This is a genomic window from Glaciimonas sp. PCH181, assembly GCF_003056055.1.
Classification (GTDB): domain Bacteria; phylum Pseudomonadota; class Gammaproteobacteria; order Burkholderiales; family Burkholderiaceae_D; genus Glaciimonas.
The window spans coordinates 322,314-346,768 of the sequence record NZ_PYFP01000001.1; the positions used below are offsets into that span (position 1 = coordinate 322,314).

A 24,455-nucleotide genomic window follows, 5' to 3' on the forward strand; every position below is an offset into this window, starting at 1 on the left:
AGATAAAATTACGATTACTACAGATAATTAAAGGATGAACTATGCCAGATACCAATCCACGTAACTTATCTCCAAAATTCCCTCAGTCACCAGCTGAAAAAATCCCGTAATTGGGACCTGTCATAAACTATTCAAAACGCTACTTCCTGCATGAGTTTGCAGAACTAAGAACAAACATTTGTGAGGTGAGGGCATTACCAGCTGCCTTGAAGTCATCGAAAAAGCCGACTCCACCGCAAACGACCTCACCATCAAGGACACCGCGGAATTCTGCGCCGAACACGTCGAACCGCTCCAAACATTCGCTCTAAGCTCAGCCCGATTACTCGGCGAATACGCCATCAAACACACCGCCTGGATTAACGAAGATGGCCCATCTCCCCCCAACAAGTAATAGACAATAGACGCGGACCAAAACAAGCGCCCGCACTAAACACCACATAAACAAAAATTCCGGAAATATCAGCAGCATTTTAGCGATGACGATGACAGCGTCGGATCGCTTCCGATATCCCACTTTACAAATTAAGCATTCTTCCACTCTGCCGGACGCTTCTCCAAAAACGCATTCACGCCTTCCTTCTGATCCGCAGTATCAAATAATGCTAAAAACATCTCCCGCTCTGCGGGCAGCCACTGCGCCAACGGATTACTTCGCGCACCCTGAATCAATTTCTTACTGGCCGTCACACTAGACGGACTCTGCTTTTCCACCTTCTGCGCCAGCGCCAATGCAGCCGTTTTCGCCTGCCCCTTGGGCACAACCTCCTCAACCAATCCAATCCGCAAAGCAGTCTCCGCATTCACGCGCTCGCCACACAAAATCATTCGCTTAGCCCATCCTTCGCTTACCAGCCAAGGCAAATTTTGCGTGCCGCCAGCACATGGCAACAAGCCAATCGACGCCTCGGGCAACGCCATCTGCGCCTGCTCCTCAGCGATCCTGATATCGCACGCCAGAGCACATTCCAACCCGCCACCCATCGCATAACCGTTAATCGCCGCAATCGACACACCACGAAATTGCGACAAAGCCTCAAACGCCTCACCGAAACTCACTGCCATCGCCTGCGCTCTGAACTTGTCGCCATCGGCAAAAGCATTCACATCTGCCCCCGCCGAAAAGAACTTTTGGCCCTCGCCAGTGACGATTAAACTATAGATAGTGCGGTCTGCATTTAAATCACTGACCAACTGTTTCAACGACACTAATCCCTCGTACGTCCAGGTATTCGCTGGCGGATTAGCAATCGTCACCACCGCACTGTGCCCAATGATTTCCAGCTGCAAATTCGTATAAGTACCGGTCATCGTATTTCTTCCGTAGTAGATGCTTTTAACAAATGACGCGCGATAATCACACGCATGATTTCATTCGTGCCTTCCAAAATTTGATGCACGCGCACATCACGCAGATATCGTTCCAGCGGATATTCGCGGATATACCCATTTCCACCATGAATTTGCAGCGCTTCGTTACAGACATTAAAGCCCACATCTGTCGCAAAGCGTTTTGCCATCGCGCAATATACTGACGCGTTAGAAGCCTTGTTATCCAGCTTAACCGCTGCCAGACGTACCATTTGCCGGGCGGCGACCAACTCCGTAGCCATATCAGCCAACTTAAATTGCAATGCCTGAAAGTCCGCCAGCTTGCGGCCAAATTGACGTCTCTCGCCCAAATAGAATTGCGCCGCGTCTAATGCCGCCTGCGCCGCCCCGATAGAGCAAGTCGCGATATTGATACGGCCGCCATCCAGTCCGCGCATGGCCATCTTGAAACCTTCGCCTTCTGCGCCTAGCAAATTTTCGGCAGGAATCAGCACGTTATCAAAGCTGATCGTGCGCGTAGGCTGGCTATTCCAGCCCATTTTTTGTTCTTTGCGACCATAGGTTATGCCAGCGGTATCGGCTGGGACCGCAAACGCTGAAATGCCATCCGCGCCTTCGCCACCGGTGCGCGCCATCACGATCAGCATATCGGTCGCGCCTGCGCCAGAAATAAAAGCTTTTGATCCGTTAAGACGATATTGACCGTCAATTAACTCGGCACGGGTTTTGAGGGATGCTGCGTCCGAGCCTGAACCCGGTTCTGTCAGGCAATACGACCCTAGTTTTTCGCCGCTAGCCAACAATGGTCCCCAATGTGCACGTACGTTAGGGCTGGCCCAGGTGGTCAGCATCCAGCAAACCATATTGTGGATAGTCAGATAAGCGGTGGTCGACGGACAAGCGCTGGCTAATGCCTCAAATACAATCGTCGCGTCCAGCCGGGATAAACCCATGCCGCCGATATCTTCGGCGGTGTACATGCTGCAAAATCCCAGCGCACTGGCTTTCTTGATGACGTCCAGGGGGAAAATACCTTCTTCGTCCCAGTGGGCGGCATGGGGGGCCATTTCCCCAGCCGCAAAATCGCGGGCGGTTTGTTGAAATGCGAGTTGGTCTTCCGATAAGTCAAAATTCATGGCGTCTCCTGTATTTTGTAAAAGTAGGCCGGATGCGCGCTGAATCATGATCCATCATGGTCCATCACGATTGAGCGCGGCAAAAGTACTGCGTTAGCGCAGTTTGCACCGTTAAAGTAAGAATAGTGAAACTGAACGCTGGCGGCTATGCCGCATTGCCCCAATTTAGCTGGAAGAATTTGCCACTTACGACTAGAATTTGTCGAATTGTCACTATTACGCCTTTGCGTAGCCCTAAAGCCCGGTATGGAAAAAGGCAGCATCTCTATCTATTTCGTCCAGTCAGCGCTGCGCTCGGTGCAAGACCGTGGGCTGGATACCGCTGCAATATTGATGGAGGCGGGGATTGCACCGGCGTTGCTGCAATCGTCTCAGGCGCGGGTTTCGGCCAGCCATTACAGCGCTTTATGGCTGGCGGTGGCACGCTGTCTGGATGATGAACTGTTTGGGCAGGACGAACGGCGCATGAAGGTGGGCAGTTTTGCGATGATGTGCCGCACGCTGATTCATTGCCCGACGTTGAAAAGCGCCTTGGTGTGCATGCTGCGTTTTTTTAATTTGCTTCTGGATGATTATCACAGCACGCTGGTGACCGACGGGCGAACTAGCCGGATTGTGATTGAGGAACGGGCGCGGGCGCAGAAACCGCGCATCTTCGGTCATGAAACCTTGCTGATGATGCAGCATGGTCTGGCCTGTTGGCTGGTGGGACGGCGCATTCCGGTTCTATCGGCCAGTTTTGCTTATCCAGAGCCTATTTATAGCGCTGAATATCGCGCCATGTATGCCATGCAATTACACTTTGACGAGAGTGCGACTTCGCTGACGTTCGATACCGCCTATCTTGCGCTGCCAGTGATTCAAAACGCGCAGACCGCGACGGAGTTTCTGCGGATTGCACCTGCCAATATCGTGTTGAAATATAAAAATACGGCCAGTTTTTCAGTCAAAATCAGGCGCAGATTACGTGCAACGGCGCGTACCGAATGGTCGGATTTTGAGGCCTTTGCCACCGGTTTGAATATGACGCAATCGACGTTGCGTCGTCGTCTTGAGCAAGAAGGTCAGTCTTTTCAGTCGATTAAAGACCAGTTACGGCGCGATATGGCGATTGAGTATCTTTGCCATTCCTCAAAAAGCGTCATGGAAATAGCCGTGGATTTGGGCTTCGCCGAGCCTAGCGCGTTTCATCGCGCTTTTAAGAAGTGGACTGGCGCATCTCCCGGCGAATATCGGCAACGCATGGACGCGGTCAAAGCGCCCTGAGAAATCTCTCCCTTTATTGTCATTAGCGTTGTCTGGGTATATTGGACAACTCTGTTGCGACTGCACTCTTTTTCTTTGCAACTTTCGCGTTGATAGCTGCGCGCAGGCTTTGCGGCGAAGAAAGAGAATCGTCTGCATCGATCTCCGTGCTTATCTCATTTTCTTCCGTCTTCGTCCTTAAGATAATGGACGCTCGACTTCAGTTCTTATCGCTTCAACGCGCTCTTCCACATTGATTGCACACGTCAGACATCGTAGCGATGCTTGCCATTTTTTGCGCTGGTTCATAGGCCAACTTGTGTGCATGACTGCTGCTAGAGAGCGTCGACGAAATCGCATAAAAATTGATGAATGTTTTCTCATCCCTTTTTCAAGGTGGAAATTTACGTAATGAAATATCCTGCAAAAAAACGCTTCAACTTTTCATCTTTACTTGCATGCAGTGCATTATTTGTAGTCCAGGGTGCGCTGGCGCACGGCTATATACTTGATCCTCCGGTGCGTTCCAAAATGTGTAATACCGGCTCTAGTTCAGAGGGTTGCAATGCGATTCGGTCCTATGGTGAGAATGAAGCGATGTACACCCCTAATGGCATTCTGTATATGGGCGAAGATTATGAGGATTACAAAAATTCACTGCCTGATGGAAAAATTTGTGGTGCAAATGGGCAATATAACAGTCTGAATTTGCCTGCGTCAAAATGGGCGAAAACGGCGATTAAACCTGATAGTGCTGGTGAAATTTCATTGACCTATTTGTTTACCGCGCATCACACGACCGATTTCATGACGTATTACATTACCAAAAATGGTACCGACTTGACCAAGCCTTTGGCATGGTCGGATATGGAAGAAATCAAGACATTCACCAATGTGACAAATCCTCCCGGCGGAAAATGGACGGAGAAAGTACGTCTGCCATCGGGGCAACGCGGTCCACACGTTATCGCACTGATGTGGCCTGTGTCGAAAGCACGTCATGGCACTAATGAAAACTTCATTTCATGCAGCGATGTGGATATTCAGGGCGAGAGTGTTGAATCATGGAACACGGTTGGTACGGGTATTCGCGCGACCGAAGATTTGAAAAAAGGCGCGACAGTCAAATTCCGTCTTTTCGATAATGCACGTGCTGGTACGGTTGCAGGTGAAGTGTCTATGTCGCTTAGCCGCGATATGAGCGCTGCAGAATGGTTGTATGAAATTGCAGCAGCGTTTAATGCAAAGAACTTTGCAGCCCAAATCGGTTCTCTGCAAGGCGGCAATGTCACGCTTTCTTCGGGCAAAACCAATTATCAGGTCTACGCCAAAAAGATCGGTTTCAGCTACGCGCTAGATGTCAAAGCAAATAACGTCGTAGAAGTACCGGGCGAAGTGCCGGCACAAGCCGTTGTCGGTAAGGATATCTTCGTCGTTGCAACGACTAGTTCCGGCTTTGCTTACAAGCTTGACGGCAGCAAGAGCTTGCATGCAGCAACGTACCAATGGAATAAATTGAGCGGTCCATTTTCATTGCGCAATGCTGACAACGCGGTTGCAGAAGCGGTCGTTGGCAAAAATCAAACTGGCGTCAGTACGTATGAGCTGACGGTCACTAACAAAGACGGCCAGCAACATCGGTCAACGATGAAAGTGACAGCGACAGCGGTCGGTGTAAAAATCTCTGGCGCAGCTTCGATCGTGGAAGGGCAAGTTTCTAGCCTGAAAGCGCAAGCTAACTTTAGCGGTTCTGGTGGAAGTGCACCGACCTATAGCTGGAAAGTACGCAACCCGAACGGTGCTGAAATCTTGCAAGGTTCGCAGCAGCAATTGCCTTTGTCGACTTTAATGCCGGGTAATTACCAGGCGACTGTTGACGTATCCAGCCCGCATGGTGGTCGTTCAGCAACTGCACAGCAGAATATCGTTGTGGAAAAGAAGGGCGTCATTCAGCCACCCGTTGAAGTTGTCGGTGCTTGCGCAGGCGTTCCGGAGTGGACCAAAAAGTCCTATAAAGGCGGTACTGAAGTGCAGAAAAATGGCCGTAGTTATACGTCGAAGTGGTTTGTTGAGCCGCATCACGTCCCGGGTTCCGCTGGATGGACTGGCGATCCTTGGAAAGATAACGGCGCTTGTAAATAAAAGTCTCACCATTCAGCGCATCAAAAGGACGATGCGCTGAATGGTGTGATGGAAGTACGAAAAGGGTAATGCGATTGTGCATTGCCCTTTTTGCGTAATGGACGGGAAAAGTGCGATGGCTGGCCGGATGACACAGAGTAGCTAGCAGGTGGATCAAGGAAAGTGCAGAATCATTTATACAATTAATTGCAAATTAACAACGCTGTGTTGCAAATTTTTGTAGGCTAAATGCACAATTTCGGCATAGTCTAGGTTAAGAAATTTCTATATGCTGGATACAGAACAGATTAAAGTCTTTGCCGAGTCGGCCAGGGTAGCTCTTAGCGCTAGCGTCTTGAGGTTAATTTGTTGCGTAAAGTTGTCGAAGTCGCCCCCCAATACCAATATGGCGTCAAACATGCATGGCAAGGCCCCGGTCTGCCAAGATTGTTCATGCTTTATAGCGGCGTGGCTGTACTGATAGCGCTTTATGTGCGAATTAGCAACTCAGGGCAGTGGGTTATCTCTCCTTTTATGTGTGGCCACTTGATGGAAGATGCCTACACCGTAGGTTTTATTGGTTTTTAATTACCTTTTCAAACACGATGACCCATACACTTCCGACCTCTTCCCAAAAGCCAGTTTCAACGCCTATCCGTAAACTTCTTGTCGCTAACCGCTCTGAAATCTGCATCCGCGTAATGCGCGCCGCCGCCGAACTCGGTATTCGGACGGTGGCGATTTATGCCGCAGAAGATCGTTTTGCCTTGCACCGTTTTAAGGCGGACGAGAGCTATCTGGTCGGCGAGGGTAAAAAACCGATTGCGGCCTATCTGGATATTGACGACATCATTCGTATTGCTAAAGAAGCGAAAGTCGATGCGATTCATCCGGGCTATGGCTTCTTGTCCGAGAATCCTGAATTTGCCGAGGCTTGCGCTAAAAATGGCATCGCCTTTATCGGCCCGTCGCCAACCGTGATGCGCACGCTGGGTAATAAAGTTGCGGCCCGTAATGCGGCTGTGGCGGCCGGTGTGCCGGTGATGCCAGCCACGGCTGCGTTGCCGCATGATATTGACGTGGCGCACAAAATGGCGGCGGAAGTCGGCTATCCGTTGATGCTGAAAGCCAGCTGGGGTGGCGGCGGTCGCGGGATGCGCGTGATCGAAAGCGCAGAGGAATTGCCGGGGCAGCTAGAAATGGCGCGGCGCGAGGCGCTGGCTGCTTTTGGCAACGATGAAATGTATCTGGAGAAACTGGTGCGGCGTGCGCGTCACGTTGAAGTCCAGATTCTGGGCGATAAGCACGGCAATCTGGTGCATTTGTTTGAGCGCGATTGCTCGGTTCAACGGCGCAATCAAAAGGTCGTGGAACGCGCGCCCGCGCCGTATCTGGATGCGGCGACCCGCGCCGATCTCTGTGAATCTGCATTGCGTCTGGGTCGTGCGGTCAACTATACCCATGCCGGAACGGTCGAATTTTTGATGGATGCCGATACCGGCAAGTTCTATTTCATTGAAGTTAACCCACGGATTCAGGTAGAACACACCGTCACCGAACAAGTGACCGGCATCGATATCGTCAAGGCGCAAATCCGTATTACGCAAGGCGCGGTGATTGGTGATACCAGCGCCAGTGCCGAGCATTCTGCTGGCGTCCCGGCGCAAGCGGATATCCGCCTGAACGGTCATGCGCTGCAATGCCGCGTCACGACAGAAGATCCCGAAAACAATTTCACGCCCGATTATGGTCGTTTGACCGCGTATCGCAGCGCGTCCGGTTTCGGTATTCGTCTGGATGGCGGCACTGCTTATTCGGGCGCGGTGATTACGCCGTATTACGATTCGCTGCTGGTAAAAGTGACGGCGCATGCGCCTAGTTCAGAAGAAGCAATTGCGCGAATGGATCGTGCGCTGCGCGAATTCCGCATCCGTGGCGTGTCGACGAATCTGCTGTTTCTTGAGAACGTCATCAATCATCCGCAATTCAAATCCGGCGAATGTATTACGCGCTTTATCGATACGACGCCTGCGCTATTCCAGTTTGCCAAACGACGTGATCGTGCGACGCGTATCTTGCGTTTCATCGGTGAGGTAGCGGTTAACGGTAATCCGGAAATGAAGGGACGCGTGCAGCCGGTGGGCATTGTGCCGACGCCGCTGATTCCCAAGACCGACAGACTCGCGCCTATTGCGCCCGGCAGCCGTGACAAATTGATCGCCCTCGGCCCGGACAAGTTTGCCCAATGGATGAAAGAGCAGCCGCAAGTCTTGCTGACCGACACCTCCATGCGCGATGCGCATCAATCGTTGTTTGCTACTCGCATGCGGACCGCTGACATGCTAGCGATTGCGCCTGCATATGCGCGGACGTTGCCGAATTTATTTTCGATGGAATGTTGGGGCGGTGCGACATTTGACGTGGCAATGCGCTTTCTGAAAGAAGATCCGTGGGAACGTCTGACGCAATTGCGTGAGCGCGTGCCAAATATTCTGTTTCAGATGTTGTTGCGCGGCTCTAACGCGGTTGGCTATACCAACTATGCCGACAATGTGGTGAAACATTTTGTCGAACAGGCAGCAAAGGGTGGTATCGATTTGTTCCGTGTATTTGACTCGCTGAATTGGGTTGAGAACATGCGCGTGGCGATTGACGCGGTGCGCGAATCCGGCGCGTTATGTGAAGGCGCGATCTGTTACAGCGGCGATTTGCTGGATGCCAAACGGGTCAAATACGACCTGAAGTATTACGTCACGATGGCTAAGGATTTAGAGCGTGCCGGGGTCAATATTCTGGCGATCAAGGACATGGCCGGGATTTGCAAACCGCAGGCAGCACGGTTGCTAGTGAAAACGTTAAAAGAAGAAGTCGGCCTGCCGATTCATTTCCACACGCATGACACTAGCGGCATCAGCGCCGCCAGTGTGCTGGCGGCTATCGAAGCCGGTTGCGATGCGGTGGATGGCGCGATGGATGCGATGAGCGGCCTGACTTCTCAGCCGAATCTGGGCGCGATTGCAGCAGCCTTGCGCGGCACTGAACGCGATCCGCAACTCGACTCGACCGCGATGTTTGGCATTTCACAATACTGGGAAGGCGTGCGGCGTGCGTATGCGCCGTTTGAGGCGGATATTCGGTCCGGCACCTCAGATGTGTATCGTCATGAAATGCCGGGTGGTCAATACACCAACTTGCGCGAACAGGCGCGGGCGATGGGATTGGCGCACCGCTGGACCGAGGTTTCGCAAGCCTATTCGGACGTGAATCAGCTGTTCGGTGACATTGTGAAAGTGACGCCGACGTCCAAGGTAGTGGGCGATATGGCGTTGTTCATGGTCGCCAACGATCTGACCCCGGCGGATGTGAGTAATCCAGATAAAGAAGTCGCTTTTCCGGATTCTGTGATTTCCTTATTCAAGGGCGAGTTGGGCTTTCCGGCGGATGGTTTTCCGAAGCCGCTAGAGCAGAAAATACTCAAAGGCGGCCAGCCGATGGTTGGGCGTCCCGGCGCACATTTGCCGCCAGTCGATTTGGTGTTAGTTCGCGCTGAAGCTGAAAAAGCCGTTGAGCGCAGCATCACCGAGCAAGAACTGTCGTCGTATCTGATGTATCCGAAAGTCTTTAAAGAGTACGCAGAGCATCGCCGTCATTACGGCAACGTCAGCGTGCTGTCGACTCCGGTGTTTTTCTACGGGATGCAAGACGGACAAGAAACTTCGATTGATATCGATCAGGGCAAAACGCTAGTCGTACGTCTGCAAGGGCAGACCGAAGCGACCGATGATGGTCAGACCAAGCTGTTCTTTGAACTGAACGGTCAGCCGCGCCTGATCCGTATCGACCGTGCCGGTGCAGTCAAGACCGCGACCCATGTGCGTGCCGAAGAAGGCAATCCGAAGCATGTCGGTGCGCCGATGCCGGGCATGGTGGTGACGGTGGCGGTGAAGGCAGGACAAAAAGTGGAAAAAGGCGATCCGCTGGTCTCAATTGAAGCCATGAAAATGGAAACCATGATCCGCGCCGAGCGCAATGGCACGGTCGGCCATACGCATGTCAAACCGGGCACCGTCATCAGCGCGAAGGACTTGCTGATTGAGTTTGCCGATTGATGTGAATTGCGATAAATCCCCCTTACTTGGCGGGTTTGTGTTGTCGTAGCGCTCATTAAAGAAACCGTAACAGCGTAATCTTCGCTGCTACGGTTTTTTTTACCTTATCAATAGTGGGCTATCATTTTTTCTTATAGCCCTATCCCGATTCGGTATTTCCTCAAAAATCTTGATCCCCGTACACTTCTTCACATCAGCAGATTTCGACAGTTTTATTTTTGTTGTGATGACCGTTACCACGGTTAACTTGTTTGCTAGTCCAGCGCTTACCCGGCGCATTGATATCAAACGTATTCTGAATCATCCATTTGGAGAAACACAATGCTAGCCAATTCAACAGTGACATCTGCTGGTTATTCTGATGTCGTTGCGCCAACCGATGTTGCCCCAAATGTTGTGCCAGCTGAAGTTGTGCTGGCATCTGTCAGCCTCGATGATAAATACACCCTCACAAAGGGGACTATTTTTCTCTCGGGTATCCAGGCGTTAGTTCGGTTACCGCTTATCCAGCGGCAGCGCGATCTGGCGGAGGGGCTGAACACCGCCGGATTTATCTCCGGTTATCGCGGTTCTCCATTAGGCGGTCTGGATGAAGCCTTGTGGAAAGCGCAAAAACATCTCGACGCCCATCACGTCAAATTCAATCCCGGCACCAATGAAGACATGGCCGCCACCGCCGTCTGGGGCACGCAGCAGGTCGATCTCATCGGCCCCGCCAAATACGACGGCGTGTATGCGATGTGGTACGGCAAAGGCCCGGGCGTGGACCGCTGTGGCGACGTTTTTAAACACATGAATCACGCAGGTACGGCGCGTCAGGGCGGTATTTTATTGGTCGCCGGTGATGATCACGGTGCGTATTCATCGACCTTGCCGCATCAGTCCGATCACATTTTTTCTGCTGCGATGATCCCGATGCTGTATCCCTGCAATGTGCAGGAATATCTGGATTTGGGCGTGCATGGCTGGGCGATGTCACGCTTTTCCGGCTGCGCAGTCGGCTTTAAAGCATTGGCCGATACGGTGGAATCGACGGCCTCGGTCGACGCCGATCCGATGCGCGTACAAGTACAAATCCCGCAAGACTTCGTGATGCCAGAAGGCGGTCTCAATGCCCGTCTATCCACCGATGCGTTAGGCATGCAGGCGCGCAAGCAGGAAGCGCTGATGCAGGATTATAAAATCTATGCCGCGTTAGCCTACGCCCGGTTGAATCGTCTGAACCACGTCACCATCGACAGCCCGCAAGCCCGGCTGGGCATTATTGCATCGGGTAAATCGTATCTGGATGTACTCGAAGCGATGGAAGAATTGGGCATCGACGAAGCGATGGCCGCCCAAATCGGGATTCGGGTCTTTAAAGTCGCGATGCCATGGCCGCTGGAACCGGACAGCGTGCGCGAGTTTGCACGCGGACTCGATGAAATTCTGGTCGTCGAAGAAAAGCGCCAGATGGTCGAATATCAATTGAAAGAGCAGTTGTATAACTGGGACGATGGCGTGCGCCCACGCGTGATCGGCAAATTTGACGAAAAAGGCGAATGGGTCGCCCCGCGTGGTGAATGGCTGCTGACGTCCAAGGCCGACTTTTCGGTCGCGCAAATCGCCCGCGTGATCGCCAGCCGGATTGCCCGATTCCATACCAGCGATCTGATCAAGGCGCGCTTAGTGTTTCTTGATGCCAAAGACGCCGTACTAAAACAAGCGCTGAGCATCCCGCCACGTCCGGCCTATTATTGCTCGGGCTGCCCGCACAACACTTCGACCAAAGTCCCCGAAGGTAGCTTTGCGCTGGCCGGAATCGGCTGCCATGTGATGGCAACGGCGATTTATCCCGAATACAACAAAACCACGACCCACATGGGCGGCGAGGGTGCACCGTGGATCGGACAAGCGCCGTTCTCCAAAGTCCCGCACGTGTTTGCCAATCTGGGCGACGGCACGTATTTCCATTCTGGCTTTCTGGCGATTCGTGCGGCGGTGGCCGCCAAAGTCAATATCACCTACAAAATTTTGTACAACGATGCCGTCGCGATGACCGGCGGTCAGCCAGTGGATGGCATTACCTCGGTGCCGATGATCGCGCAACAAATGGCCGCCGAAGGAATTAAGCGGATTGCCTTGGTAACCGAAGACTTGACCCGCTATGCCGACCGCAGCGATTTACCTGCGATTGTCACGCTGCATGATCGCAAGGATATGGATGCGGTGCAACGCGAACTGCGCGAATGCACCGGCGCGTCGATCCTGATTTACGACCAGACCTGCGCCGCAGAAAAACGGCGTCGGCGCAAAAAGAAAGAATATCCCGATCCAGACAAGCGGCTGGTCATTAACGAGGCGGTCTGCGAAGGCTGCGGCGATTGCGGCGTGCAATCAAATTGCACCTCGATCATGCCGCGTGAAACCGAATTTGGCCGGAAGCGCACCATTGATCAATCGTCGTGCAACAAGGATTACTCCTGCGTCAAAGGCTTTTGCCCGAGCTTTGTCACCGTCGCCGGTGGCAAGCTGAAAAAATCCAAAGCGGGCACCGCGCAGCAAGACGACTTTGGGGCGATTTCACAACCACATTTGCCGTCTTGCAACATACCGTTTAATATCCTGATCAATGGGATCGGCGGCACTGGCGTGATTACTATCGGCGCGCTGATGGGCATGGCCGCGCATCTGGAAGGCAAGGGCGCCACCGTACTCGATATGACGGGCATGTCGCAGAAAAATGGTTCCGTCACCTCGCATATCCGGATCGCCGAAACCTCCACAGGCATCCGTGCCGTGCGGATTGCCACGGGCGAAGCGGATCTGATTTTAGGCTGCGATTTGCTGACGACCGGGTCCTATGATGCGATTTCTAAAATGCGCCCGGGCCGGACCAAAGCCGTTGTGAATACGCATGAACAACCGCCGGGCGAATTTGCTAAAAAACCGGATTGGGAATATCCGGTGGAAGATATCCGTGGCCTGATCACGACTTCGGTCGATCAGCAAGTCGATTTTATCGATGCTACCAAAATCGCCACCGGGCTGATGGGCGACTCGATCGCCGCGAATCTTTTTATGCTGGGATATGCCTATCAAAAAGGCTGTATTCCATTGACGGAGGCCGCGCTGCTCCGCGCCATCGAACTCAATGGCGTGGCGGTGGAGTCGAATAAAAAGAGCTTTTTGTGGGGCCGTCGGGCTGCGGTCGATCTTAAGCGCGTGGAGAGTATTGCGACCCCGGTCAAATCAGTTGTTGTGCAATTGCCGCAAAGTCTGGATACGTTGATCAAACGGCGGGTGGCATTTTTGATCGAATATCAGGATGCGGACTATGCGGCGCAGTATGCCGCGTTGGTGCAGCAAGTGCGCGTAGCCGAAGCAAAAGTCGGCACTGGGAATAAGCTGGCAACGGCAGTCGCAAAAAACTACTTCAAATTGCTGGCGTACAAAGATGAGTACGAAGTAGCGCGTCTGTACACCAATGGGCAGTTTGAGAAACAGTTAAAAGAGCAATTCGAAGGCGATTTTTCGCTGACATTTAATCTGGCACCGCCGATCTTCTCTAAGAAAGACGGCAAGGGCCATTTAATCAAAGCAGAGTACGGCTCATGGGTCTGGCGCGCCTTTAAGTTGCTGGCGAAACTGAAAAAACTGCGCGGTGGTAAGTTCGATCTGTTTGGTTATACCGATGAACGCAAGACGGAACGTCGTTTGATTGAGGATTACCGTGCTGCGGTGACGCACATGCTGGCAACACTGGACAGCAACAATCTCGAGGTGGCGGTGGAGCTTGGCAATCTGCCAGAGAAGATTCGCGGTTTTGGGCATGTGAAGGATGTTGCTGTTGCTGAGTACTCTGTTAAAAAATCTAAGCTGTTGTCGCAGTTTTCGTCAGGGTTGACTGCTACAGCAAACAATACCCAGGCGGCTTAAACCTATACTGAAAAGGCGCATTGCTAGTCACCTAAAAGTCGATTAAATGCGGTGACATCGTTTTCGTTGGCTGTGTTGTTTTGTGCAAAAAAGTGGTTTAGTGATGCCGGTTGTTTTAGCTCGGCAGCATCAACCACTTTTTTTGTCCACGCAACGCTATAACCATTTAACCATTTAACCCTTCGCAGGTCGCCTTAGAGCACCTCTAAATCCGCGATTAATTCAGAACGAAATTCTTCCGCTGCTGGATTAAGAGAAACCTCGGCTAACTGCAAGATACCAATTGTACGTTTGGCTACCGGCGATTTTATTGGCACAAAACAGATGCCTTCCGACAGTTTTGGAAAAGCTAACGATGGCAGGATGGTGATGCCGACATTGGCTTCAATCAATCCCAGCAGTGACGTGATATTGGCGATATGCATCTTAGAGTTACGCAAAAGGGGATCAATCAATGCCTTATCAATCAGCCGCATACTGCCGTTGCTAATTAACGTTTGACCATCCAATTGCTGCCACGTGGCATGTTTCTGCATTGCCAGTGGATGATCTGCACTGCACACCACGCCCATCACATCGCTAGTAACTTTGGTGAAACTTAGGCGTGCGTCATTGCTTGCACCGCCGCTGCATCCAAAATCAACATTTCCTGTCGCTACTCTCTCTCGCACATAGTTGGCATCGCCATCTTCGACCCAGATCTCTATGTTTGGATGTGAGGCAATGAACCGGGTGAGGGTACGAGGAAGAACATCACGTGCGACGGATGGCACGATAGCTACCCGAACTTGTCCTGCGTTCAAGTGTGCCAGATCGACTGCGCCGCGTATCGAGCTGTTGTAATGTTCGAGCAATTTTTTGGCGGTGAAATAAAACTGCTTTCCAAAAGGCGTTAATTCACTTTGCATGTTCTTCTCGAACAAAGCAGCGCCGATTAAATTTTCTAATTCTTTCACCGATATCGAAATGGCCGGCTGGCTCCGAAACAAACTTCGCGCAGCAGCCTTGAATCCCTGATGGTCGACGACAGCGACAAAATTACGAAGTTGGCCGATTTTAATGTCCGGTAACGCACTCATGTGATCTGACCCTTTGGTTAATTGGCGTACACACGATGAGAGCGCCATTTATAAGTAAAAATTATATTTTAATAAAAATTATAGACTTTAACAATAGTTGGCGACGCACTACAATTTATGCAGGCAAGTAAGTAAAGTCGTTTGATGAAATCGGATTATGCCGAATTGTATTGATCACCGGTGGTAAAGAACGACTGGAGTTGAGGGCGCGAATGATCCTCAGTAGTTATCAATGTCTGGTCTGTTTTTGTCGTCGAATGACCATCGATTTTCATCAGAATTTTTTAGTATATTTCAATTGAAGGATAAAAATATGGCTGATATCGCACGTGTTTTGCTGATAAATCAGGGAGGCATCCGGAATGCATAACGACACTGTGCAACATGCTGATAAGGTGAAGTCTCATCCCGTATTTACTTCTTTTATTGACGGCGAACCGTCTGCACAGACCGGATCGGCTATCTCACTTGTCGACCCCGGTAACGGTAATATTTGGGCGAAAGCCTATATTGATTCGGCTGCTATCGATGTCGCAGCCAAGAGTGCCCGGAATGCATTTATAAATCCCGGCTGGCGTGACCTTACCGCCGCTCAGCGAGCAGGGTTGCTCCGTAAGCTCGGCGATTTAATCGTGGCGCATGCGTCAGAGCTTGGTGCTCTTGAAAGTCTGGCGAATGGAAAGCCGCACGCGGCCACGTTCGCTGAGATGCGCGCAACTGCGCAGTGGTATCACTTTTATGCCAGCGCAATAGAAACGCGGGATAGTCATCAGCGTAATGTATCAAGTACGGTCGATGCATTCATTACACGTGAGGCGCTTGGTGTGGTGGTCGCCATCACGCCTTTCAACGCGGCGTTATCGCTGGGTTCGTGGAAACTCGCGCCTGCACTGGCAATGGGGAATACGATTATCTTAAAACCGCCTGCCGAGGCGCCGGGTTCAACTATCAGACTTGCACAACTCGCACTGGAAGCGGGGTTTCCAAAGGGTGTGGTGAATGTGGTGGTTGGCGATGCGGCGGTCGGTGAGAAGTTGATCGCGCATGAAGATGTTGCCATGGTGAGTTTTACCGGCAGCACGGCGGCGGCCAGAAACATTGGTGCGCAAGTGGTAGGGCAACTTAAGCGCTATGTTTGCGAAGCAGGCGGCAAATCAGCCCATATTATTTTTGAAGATGCTGATCTGGAATCCGCTGCGATTGCTGCCACGCAGGGCGTTTTTTCTGCGACCGGACAAACATGTGTTGCTGGTTCCCGTATTTTGATTCACTCCTCGATTTTCCAGGCATTTCTGGATAGGTATCTCGGCCTGATTCGCAAGTTGCGTTTGGGCGATCCGACATCACCGCAAACGCATTTGGGGCCGATCGCATCTCGTAGACAACTTGGACGTATTCAGCATTTGGTGGATGAGGCAATTACCCAAGGGGCAACGGTGCTTATTGGTGGTACATCACCGTCCATGGAAGGTGATGCAAAGAATGGATTTTGGTTTAATCCGACAGTGTTAGCTGACGTTACGCCGGATATGGCTATCTGGAAAGACGAAGTATTTGGTCCGGTCGCTATTGTGCATTCTTTTGATACTGAGGAAGAGGCTATCGCCTTGGCAAATAATAGCCAATACGGCTTGGCGGCGGGCTTCTGGACCCGTGATCTTCACCGTGTTCGGCGGGTAAGTCGTCAACTTGAAGCGGGTACGGTATGGGTTAACACGTACCGCGCGATAGATATGCGTGTGCCTTTTGGCGGCTATAAACAGTCCGGTATCGGCCGCGAAAATGGCGTCGAAGCATTGGATGAGTTCAGCCAGATCAAGTCCGTGATCATAGATTATGCCGCGGCCAAAAATCCCTTCGGTATGTGAATAACTGCTTAACCTCAGTACAAATTAAAGGAAAATTAGTATGAAACCTACCAGTAATATACAAAGCTCGCGCCCGCTTCTGATTGATGCCCTTCAATACAGCAAGCCTGAAAGGGCACGTTTTGAAGAGTGGCGCGATGGCGGCGTCGGGTGTGTGCATGTGACTTTGTCGATATGGGAAAACGCACGCGAAACGCTCTCTGTCATCGGCGAATGGAATCGCCTTCTGGAAAAAAATAGTGATCTGATTGCGCTAGCAACGTCAGCTGATGAAATCGAAAAAATTGTCGCATCCGGCCGTACGGCGGTGGTGTATGGATTTCAGGATACCTCACCTTTTGAAGACGATATTGAGCTAATTGAAGTGTTTTATTCGCTCGGCGTACGTATTGCCCAACTTACTTACAATGTTCAGAATCGCGTTGCTTCAGGGTGTTGGGAGTCTGATGATCAGGGTGTATCGAAGTTCTTCGGTCGTGGCGTTATTGCGGAAATGAATCGCGTAGGCATGCTGGTCGATGTTTCTCACTGCACCGAGAAGACTTGCTTCGATGCAATCGAATATTCATCGCGTCCGATTGCGATTTCGCATGCGAATCCTTCAGGTTTCGTTGGTACAGACATCGAACTGAATCGACGCAATAAATCGACTGCGTTGTTGAAGCGGCTTGCGGAAACAAGCGGCGTTGTCGGATTGAGCATGTATCCAAAGATAATGAAGAACGGATCCAATTGCACATTAGATACTTTCCTTGACATGGCATCCTGGACGGTCGATTTGGTGGGAATTGATGCTGTTGGTTTCGGCACAGACTTCTACACAGGTTGGCCTGAAAGTGAAATTAAATGGTGGCGTGCCGGACGCTGGGCACGGGAAAGCGCTATTCCGATCAAGGGATTTTCGCCTTGGCCAGAATGGTTCCCATCACCTGTAGCATTCCCAAATGTGCTGGCTGGATTAGAAAAACGTGGATTTTCTGCGGCAGAGATAGCAAAGATTGCGGGCGAAAACTGGTTGCGTATGTTCCGTGAGGGCTTCCAGCCAGTGAGTAAGTGAGGTAAAAATCGAAGTGTGGGAAAAAAGTAAGGTTAGTTAATGACCTGCACTCTGATGCTGCGTTATTTTCTTGGAAAAGTATTCACTGCTGGCCCGCATTGGTGCAACGTTATGCGGGCTCGTCTTAAAGGAACAATGATGCTTGATAATCGTGCGTCTTCTCATCGGTATGACGTTGTCATTATTGGTGGCGGACATAACGGTCTGGTCGCTGCGGCCTATTTGGGACGTGCCGGACTTAGCGTTGCAGTGTTGGAAGCACGCGAAAGTCTGGGCGGACCATGCGGCACTTACGAATTCATGCCGGGCTACCGCACGTCTTTAACCAACTCGCCGGGCAGCTTTGAGGCGCGCTTCGTTTCAGAACTAGAGCTGGCACGTTTCGGTCTGCAGTTCGTGCGGACCGATCCAACGGTGGTGCACCATTTTTCCAATGGCAGTTTTATCGGATGGCGGGATCGAGAACGGATAGTTGCCCAACTCAATCAATTCGCACCGGGCGAGGCTGACAGATATTTTGGTTTGTTACATAAGCTGGAAGAGTTGGGACGGGCTGTCTGCGCGGCAGGTGTATCTATATTCTCCACATCACCTAATTTGATCGATCTGGAAAAGCGACTATCAACATCGCAACACGGCCTTTTCAAGAGAGTATTTCAGGGCAGCCTGAAACAACTTCTTGATGAAGAATTGGCGTCTGAAGAAGCAAAGGCGTTGCTTAGCATGGTGGCCCTCAACGCTACTTTAGCGCCGCCTTCTGCCTGCGGGACTGCTATCGGATTGATGATGCGCCCACTGTCGCTGGCATCAATGCCGCCAGTCGATGCGGCAGATCCACGGCTCTCTGCATTACGCGGATCAACCGGGCTTCCCTTGGGTGGTATGGGCGCGATTATCGATGCGCTGGAAGCGTGCTGCCTTCATTACGGGGTTGTCTTCCATAAGGGAACACCGGTAGAGCAGGTTCTACATCATGGTGGACGAACAATTGGTGTCGCGTCGACGAACGGGGATGAGTATTTTGCGAATACCGTTATTTCAACCATTAATCCCAAGACACTATTTACACGCCTTTTAGATGATCAAGCGGTCGGTGCAACCATACGTCGTGAAATAAGTAGCATCCCGATGCGTGGTTCAGCGTTCAAGATTGCGCTTGCCCTTGACCGCTTGCCGCGTTATTCGGGTCTTCCCAGCGCCATCGGCTCTGAAGTTGTCGCCGGATGTCAATTCCGCATCGGTCCTTCGATGGACTATATCGAACGCGCGGTAATGGATGGTCTGAGTGGTGTCTGCTCACATCAGCCCATCATGTGGGGACTTATTTCTAGCGTTACGTCACCAGGCGTTGCGCCTAAAGATCGTCATTTGCTCAGTGTCAATGTATGGCATGCACCCTATGAATTGGCGGAGGGGAACTGGGAAACTGAGAAGCAATTATTTGGTCAGCGCTGTATCGATACTCTCGCCGAACTTATGCCTGACTTGAGAGAGTGCATTGTCGGGCAACGTTTCATGAGTCCAGTGGAGCTTGAGTCTGAGTTAGGGCTGGTGCACTCAAATATCACGCATGGGGACATGCTGCCGAATGCTTTATTCGGTGCCCGGCCTCATCAGAATGCGCACGACTATCGCACGCCTTTAAAAGGTCTTTACCTCTCCGGTGCCGGTACGTGGCCGGGCGGGTACGTTACCGGTATTCCCGGCTTCAACGCCAGCAATGTGGTGATTCGCGATCTTGCTAATAGCTAACAATTATTTCAATAACCGACCTAGGAAATAAAATGGAATTTTTAGTCAATATCAAACTTCAGTGGACGCCAAACATGGATGAAACACTGAAACAGCAAGTAATAACCGATGAGCGTAGCCATGCGGCTGTCCTGATTGAAAAAGGCCATCTGGTACGTATGTGGCGGGTGCCATGTCGGTTCGAAAACTGGGGCGTCTGGCGGGCAAAGAGTGCGACCGAATTACATCAGATCATTAGTGGCTTACCCGCCTTCCCCTGGATGAGTGATGTCGCGGTGACGCCTTTGGCTAAACATCCGGTTGATCCTTCGGACTACGAAGTCTAGATATTTTCTGGTGAATTCTGGCTAGATTTAGGAGAGCGTTGAGGGAACTGTGCCTAATAAAAAGCCGCTAGCGCAATTTGTAGAAGAGTGCAGATGGTGCTTGCAGTGCAGTGGTTTTATCGACATTTAACTTATTCTGAAATCAGTTGATGGGATGAAGCCGGTTGGCCGAAATGGCTAAACGCGCTTTAACAGCCTGACCGGATAGTGGGAACGGCAAAAAAATTAAATAACTAGATTTGTCAGTTCGGTCTTTTATTGCCGATTAAATTCAAAAAAATGCCGGCTTCGGCGCATTAAGTTTGGCCTTTGATTACCTAGGCTGGATGGGGTAACACGCCCGTTTTTTTGCAACGATTTCATCAACTTTTCTATTCAAAATAATTTTTATATGGGGATGTCAAATGAAGAAGTCATTCGTCGTATTGGCCGCACTCGGTAGCATTGCCGGTGCCGTACAAGCGCAGAGCAGCGTTACTATTTACGGTGTCATCGATACCAGCGTTACCTACACCAGAAAAGCGCTTCTGCCAGGAACTACAAGCGGCGCTACTGGCAGTAAATTGAGCCTGGATTCTGGTCTTAATTCAGGTTCACGCCTAGGTTTCAAAGGGATAGAAGATCTCGGTGGTGGGCTAAAGGCTCTGTTCCAGTTGGAAATGGGATTTGCCAATGATACTGGCGCTCTGGACGGCACGAACAATAAGGCCCCGAACACCAATACCCTGTTCCGCCGTAAATCGGTGGTTGGCTTATCGGGGAACTTCGGTTCGGTTCTGTTGGGCCGTCAGACCGACTTCTTGCAAGATATTTTTATCTGGACTTCGGTGGCAGATTTTGGTGGCGCCACCGGCACGGTGGGGCATTATCTGGACCGCACTGAAGGCGCGCGTACGAATAACTCGATCCGTTACGATACGCCAAATTTTGATGGTTTTACTGCTGGTACCATGATTGGTCTCGGCGAGGTAACCGGTCAGACTTCTGCCGGACAGTCGTTCGCGTTGGGGGCACAGTACGCAAATGGGCCGCTCGGTCTTTTCGCAGCTTATTATCAATCGAAGCTGGGCACGCCACCGACTGCGCCTGCAACATCTACTTCTAGCGATACTGCCGGTTTGGTCGCGGGTAATGGCGTCGCAGGGGACACTGCGATAAAGGTATTCAGTCTTGGGGCAAGCTATCAAGCGGGGCCAGCACGTCTTTACGCTAACTGGTCTAACGCTAAGCAACCGCAGGCACTTGCTGGCGTGGTTCCTGCAAGCGGGATTCTGCCATCCGGCTTTACTGTTGGCGGGGTTAATAACAGACAAGCTAATCTTTACGAGCTTGGTGTGAATTATGCGATCAGCGGACCGTTGCGATTGCTGGCCAGTGTTCAACATAACAGGCTGGATTTTGTCGGCGGCAAGACCAAGGGTAAGTTGACGCAAATTAATCTGGGAACCGATTACTTCTTTTCAAAACGCACCGACGTGTATGTTTTTGCATCGAACTTGAAAGCGACGGATGCTTATAATCCCGGTGTAGAGGGGAATGCTGCGGGTCTGAATAAGAGTCAGGTAGCAGTGACTGTTGGCCTGCGTCATAGATTTTAATGGAGACTGGATCAGTGAATTGATCACTTGGTGAGTTGACGACTAATTGGAAAAAGCGCGCTTGAGAAATCATGTGCGCTTTTTTGTTATCAGTGATCAGTATTTTTTAACCGAGCACACACCAAATTCTTTTGTTGCTGCTTAAAAATACAATGTTTTATGAATGAAAAAATATAAATAAATCTAATATTTTAATAAAAATTATAGTATTTAATTATTTTATTCGAGGCGCTATAATCATTGCAACAAAAATGTTACGTGCATATAAATCTAATAATAAAAAAATCAGATGAAATTCATACGTCGGGCTGTGCGTCACGTCAGCCTGCCAAAAATGCCAATTGCACGCATGTCGGTCCACTGAATTGTTGTTTCTTCGGGCAGACTAAATGTAAATGCGTCGGCATGAATCTTCAGATTAGGATCATTCACCAAGCGCGGTTTTGCCGTTAATAAATAGCGCAATGGTTTCCTAATAAATGTTTTTGCATTAATAAAGGAGCGGGACATGCGCATGTGGAAAAGCAAACAAATCAAGGCCAGGCAACTTCAGATTTTTGTCATAATTGCGCTGGCGATAACCAGTACTAGATTGGTTAAAGAGGCCATTTCGGCAGCGCCAAAAACGGTCGTGATCGGTGCCGAAGGCGCAATTCCTGCCCTTGATCCGCAACGGACTAACGGTACTATCGGTCTGCGTGTGATCGATGCCATTTTTGATCCGCTCGTGCGTGAAGATCTTAGCAAAGCAACACTGAATGCGCCCGAGCTGCAGCCCTCGCTGGCCAGTTCCTGGACGGTATCGGCAGATGGCTTAACCTATACTTTTGTACTTCGTCAAAATGTTTTGTTTCATGATGGGACGCCATTTAATGCGGCCAGCGTACAAAGCAATTTTGAAAGAATTCTTGACAAGTCCTCGCCATTTTTTGATGAAAGGGCGAGTGGCAATATGACTTTTCTTACGCGTTGGATTAAACACACCAAGGTCATCGATGCGCATACTTTTGTGATCGTGTTAAAGGAGCCTTTTACAGGGCTGCCGCGGCTGCTCAGTGATCGCCGTATGTCGATTGTCAGTCCTGATGCGTTGAACAAATTTAAAGGTGATCAGCTAGGCTATACGCCGGTGGGAACCGGGCCGTTTATGCTGAAAAAATTCGCCCAGGGGCAGCAATTGATTTTGCTTCGGAATGAAAAATACTGGGGCGGGGTTCCCGGAGTCGCGCGTTTGATTTTTAAGCCGATTACCGATCCGACCGCGTTGGCGATTGCAATGCAGACCGGTCAAATCGACATCATTCCAAGCGCCAGTTCCCAGCAGGTTGCGCAACTTAAAATGGATCAAAACATACAGGTGTTATATCCGGAGCCGGCAAATCTTTATTTCATTCGATTAAACACGCGCAGCGGTATTACTAAAGATATGCACTTTCGGCAAGCGCTGAACTATGCAATCAATCGCGCCGGAATTGCAGCGGTCATGGATGGGCAGGCCAGTCCTATTTTTGGTCCAGTGCCGCTGGGTAATGAGATTAGCGGCGCGTCGTCAACGCCGCGATATGGTTATAACCCGGCGATGGCGAAGCAACTTCTCGCACAGGCGGGTATCAAGACTCCAGTGACCTTAAAGTTACTTTCCCCAAATAGCGGCCCCGGATTTGGATTGGCAACGCAGATTATGTCGCTCATCCAGCAGGATTTGAAGGCGGTCGGTATCAATTTGCAAACGCAGTATCTTGATTTCACCACGCTCGTATCGCTTGAGTCGCCCGGCTATAACGATGATGTGAATGGTTCATTTAATGGCTGGACTACTGGCGCCGAAAGTGGTTACTGGTTTGAACGGATGTTTAGCGGTCCGCAGCGGCCACCACGCGGTGTGAATCGCGGCTGGTATCAAAATGTTGATGTCGACAAACTGTTTGAGCAAGCACGCGGTGAAGTCAATGCAGACAAAAAAAATAAACTTTACCGGCAGGCGACCGAGCAAGTTGCAGCCGATGCACCTTGGGTATTTCTTTATCAAGATCGTTTGCCGCGGCTGGTACGAAAACGCATCTTGGGCGTTCAGCCAGCCCGATCGGTTTATATCGATTACGCCAAGTTGACCGTGCGTTAGAACTTTTTACCCCCCACTACTACAGGAGATTGAAATCATGATGCTAGGATGGAGAGCGAGAATTGGACAAATGCGGCCCGCAACCGCAATCGAAGGCGCTGAAGAATGGCGCTCTGTCGCGCCAGTCGGCGTAGCCTTCGCAGATGCCCGCACGATCGTACCGCGTGTCGATGCGGCCGGATTGAAAGTAATGATGAGTCAGGTTGACGAAGCCGCCCGTCAGCTGGCAACGGCAAAGGTTGATTTGATTGCACAGTGCGGTGCTCCCGGAACGTTTCTGGTCGGTCCGCATCACGACGCAGAAGTCGTGGCGAGAATCAAGGAGCTAACAGGTATTCCTGCCATTACCATGATGGCCGCGCAGATGGATGCGTTGAAGGCGCTTGGTGCCAAGAATATTGCGGTGGCCACTATCTATTCGACTGAAGTTAACGACAAGATGGTCGAATGCATGGAAGCCCATGGTTTTTCAGTAAAAGCGATTAAAGGGCTGGAGCTTACCGATCCGTTTGAAGCAAGTTTGCATGACGCAGATACCGCTTATCGGCTATCTCGCAAGGTATTAAAACAAGCTGGTAAGGCCGACGCCATCTTGATTTCATGCGGAACCTTCCGCACCTTTGAAATTATTCCTTATCTTGAAATGGACACTGGCTTGCCAGTCGTTAGCAGCAATCAGGCTACGCTCTGGAGCGCGCTTCGTACGCTTGGATTGCCGGATGTCATTCCTAATTTGGGAAAACTCTGGACCGTCGCATAAATAACACTGTCCTAACAAAAAATTAAAGGAGA

15 protein-coding genes are annotated in these 24,455 nt (G+C 50.9%); 12 read left to right on the plus strand and 3 right to left on the minus strand.

The annotated features are described in order from the left end of the window. Nucleotides 1–525 precede the first annotated feature (525 nt). Complete coding sequence (locus tag C7W93_RS01390) at nucleotides 526–1,311, minus strand: enoyl-CoA hydratase (RefSeq protein ID WP_108438411.1); 786 nt, start codon at nucleotides 1,309–1,311, stop codon at nucleotides 526–528. Continuing rightward, nucleotides 1,308–2,468 carry an acyl-CoA dehydrogenase family protein gene (locus tag C7W93_RS01395; RefSeq protein WP_108438412.1) on the minus strand — a complete coding sequence of 387 codons (1,161 nt, stop codon included), beginning with the start codon at nucleotides 2,466–2,468 and terminating at the stop codon, nucleotides 1,308–1,310. Before C7W93_RS01395 ends, C7W93_RS01390 begins: the two co-directional genes overlap by 4 nt. 207 nt (nucleotides 2,469–2,675) lie before the next feature. On the opposite strand from C7W93_RS01395, the gene C7W93_RS01400 reads away from it, so the two are divergent. The 5 genes from C7W93_RS01400 (at nucleotide 2,676) to C7W93_RS01415 (ending at nucleotide 13,861) form a co-directional block, all read left to right on the plus strand. Further along, complete coding sequence (locus tag C7W93_RS01400) at nucleotides 2,676–3,734, plus strand: AraC family transcriptional regulator (protein ID WP_370446380.1); 1,059 nt, start codon at nucleotides 2,676–2,678, stop codon at nucleotides 3,732–3,734. 390 nt (nucleotides 3,735–4,124) lie between these two features. Continuing rightward, the gene (locus C7W93_RS01405; RefSeq protein WP_161539849.1) at nucleotides 4,125–5,855 is read left to right on the plus strand and encodes a lytic polysaccharide monooxygenase; all 1,731 of its coding nucleotides are present in this window, start codon (nucleotides 4,125–4,127) and stop codon (nucleotides 5,853–5,855) included. Between the two features lie 348 nt (nucleotides 5,856–6,203). Next, nucleotides 6,204–6,422, plus strand: coding sequence for a hypothetical protein (locus C7W93_RS24375; RefSeq protein WP_146177499.1), 219 nt, complete (start codon nucleotides 6,204–6,206; stop codon nucleotides 6,420–6,422). A 17-nt stretch (nucleotides 6,423–6,439) separates the two neighbouring features. Further along, nucleotides 6,440–9,943 (plus strand): pyruvate carboxylase, encoded by a 3,504-nt coding sequence (locus tag C7W93_RS01410; protein ID WP_108438415.1) that lies wholly within the window; start codon nucleotides 6,440–6,442, stop codon nucleotides 9,941–9,943. Nucleotides 9,944–10,264: 321 nt separating this feature from the next. Next, a complete protein-coding gene (locus C7W93_RS01415) occupies nucleotides 10,265–13,861 on the plus strand; it encodes an indolepyruvate ferredoxin oxidoreductase family protein (protein ID WP_108438416.1) in 3,597 nt (1,198 codons plus the stop codon). Between the two features lie 194 nt (nucleotides 13,862–14,055). Here the strand turns inward: C7W93_RS01415 and C7W93_RS01420 are convergent, their stop codons facing one another. Further along, complete coding sequence (locus C7W93_RS01420) at nucleotides 14,056–14,940, minus strand: LysR family transcriptional regulator (RefSeq protein ID WP_161539850.1); 885 nt, start codon at nucleotides 14,938–14,940, stop codon at nucleotides 14,056–14,058. A 362-nt stretch (nucleotides 14,941–15,302) separates the two neighbouring features. On the opposite strand from C7W93_RS01420, the gene C7W93_RS01425 reads away from it, so the two are divergent. The 7 genes from C7W93_RS01425 to C7W93_RS01455 all read left to right on the plus strand — a co-directional run bounded on the left by C7W93_RS01425 (nucleotide 15,303) and on the right by C7W93_RS01455 (nucleotide 24,423). Beyond that, nucleotides 15,303–16,808 (plus strand): aldehyde dehydrogenase family protein, encoded by a 1,506-nt coding sequence (locus C7W93_RS01425; protein WP_108438418.1) that lies wholly within the window; start codon nucleotides 15,303–15,305, stop codon nucleotides 16,806–16,808. A 40-nt stretch (nucleotides 16,809–16,848) separates the two neighbouring features. Next, on the plus strand, nucleotides 16,849–17,865 hold the full coding sequence (locus C7W93_RS01430) for a membrane dipeptidase (protein ID WP_108438419.1): 1,017 nt from the start codon (nucleotides 16,849–16,851) through the stop codon (nucleotides 17,863–17,865). A 39-nt stretch (nucleotides 17,866–17,904) separates the two neighbouring features. Continuing rightward, on the plus strand, nucleotides 17,905–19,617 hold the full coding sequence (locus C7W93_RS01435; RefSeq protein WP_201747138.1) for an NAD(P)/FAD-dependent oxidoreductase: 1,713 nt from the start codon (nucleotides 17,905–17,907) through the stop codon (nucleotides 19,615–19,617). A gap of 32 nt (nucleotides 19,618–19,649) precedes the next feature. Beyond that, entirely contained in the window at nucleotides 19,650–19,943 is a 294-nt protein-coding gene (locus C7W93_RS01440) for a muconolactone Delta-isomerase (RefSeq protein WP_108438421.1), read from the plus strand. A gap of 404 nt (nucleotides 19,944–20,347) precedes the next feature. Further along, entirely contained in the window at nucleotides 20,348–21,541 is a 1,194-nt protein-coding gene (locus C7W93_RS01445; protein WP_108438422.1) for a porin, read from the plus strand. A 508-nt stretch (nucleotides 21,542–22,049) separates the two neighbouring features. Next, complete coding sequence (locus C7W93_RS01450; protein ID WP_201747139.1) at nucleotides 22,050–23,663, plus strand: ABC transporter substrate-binding protein; 1,614 nt, start codon at nucleotides 22,050–22,052, stop codon at nucleotides 23,661–23,663. 37 nt (nucleotides 23,664–23,700) lie between these two features. Then, nucleotides 23,701–24,423, plus strand: a complete 723-nt coding sequence (locus C7W93_RS01455; protein ID WP_108438423.1) for an aspartate/glutamate racemase family protein — start codon at nucleotides 23,701–23,703, stop codon at nucleotides 24,421–24,423. Nucleotides 24,424–24,455: the final 32 nt, after the last annotated feature.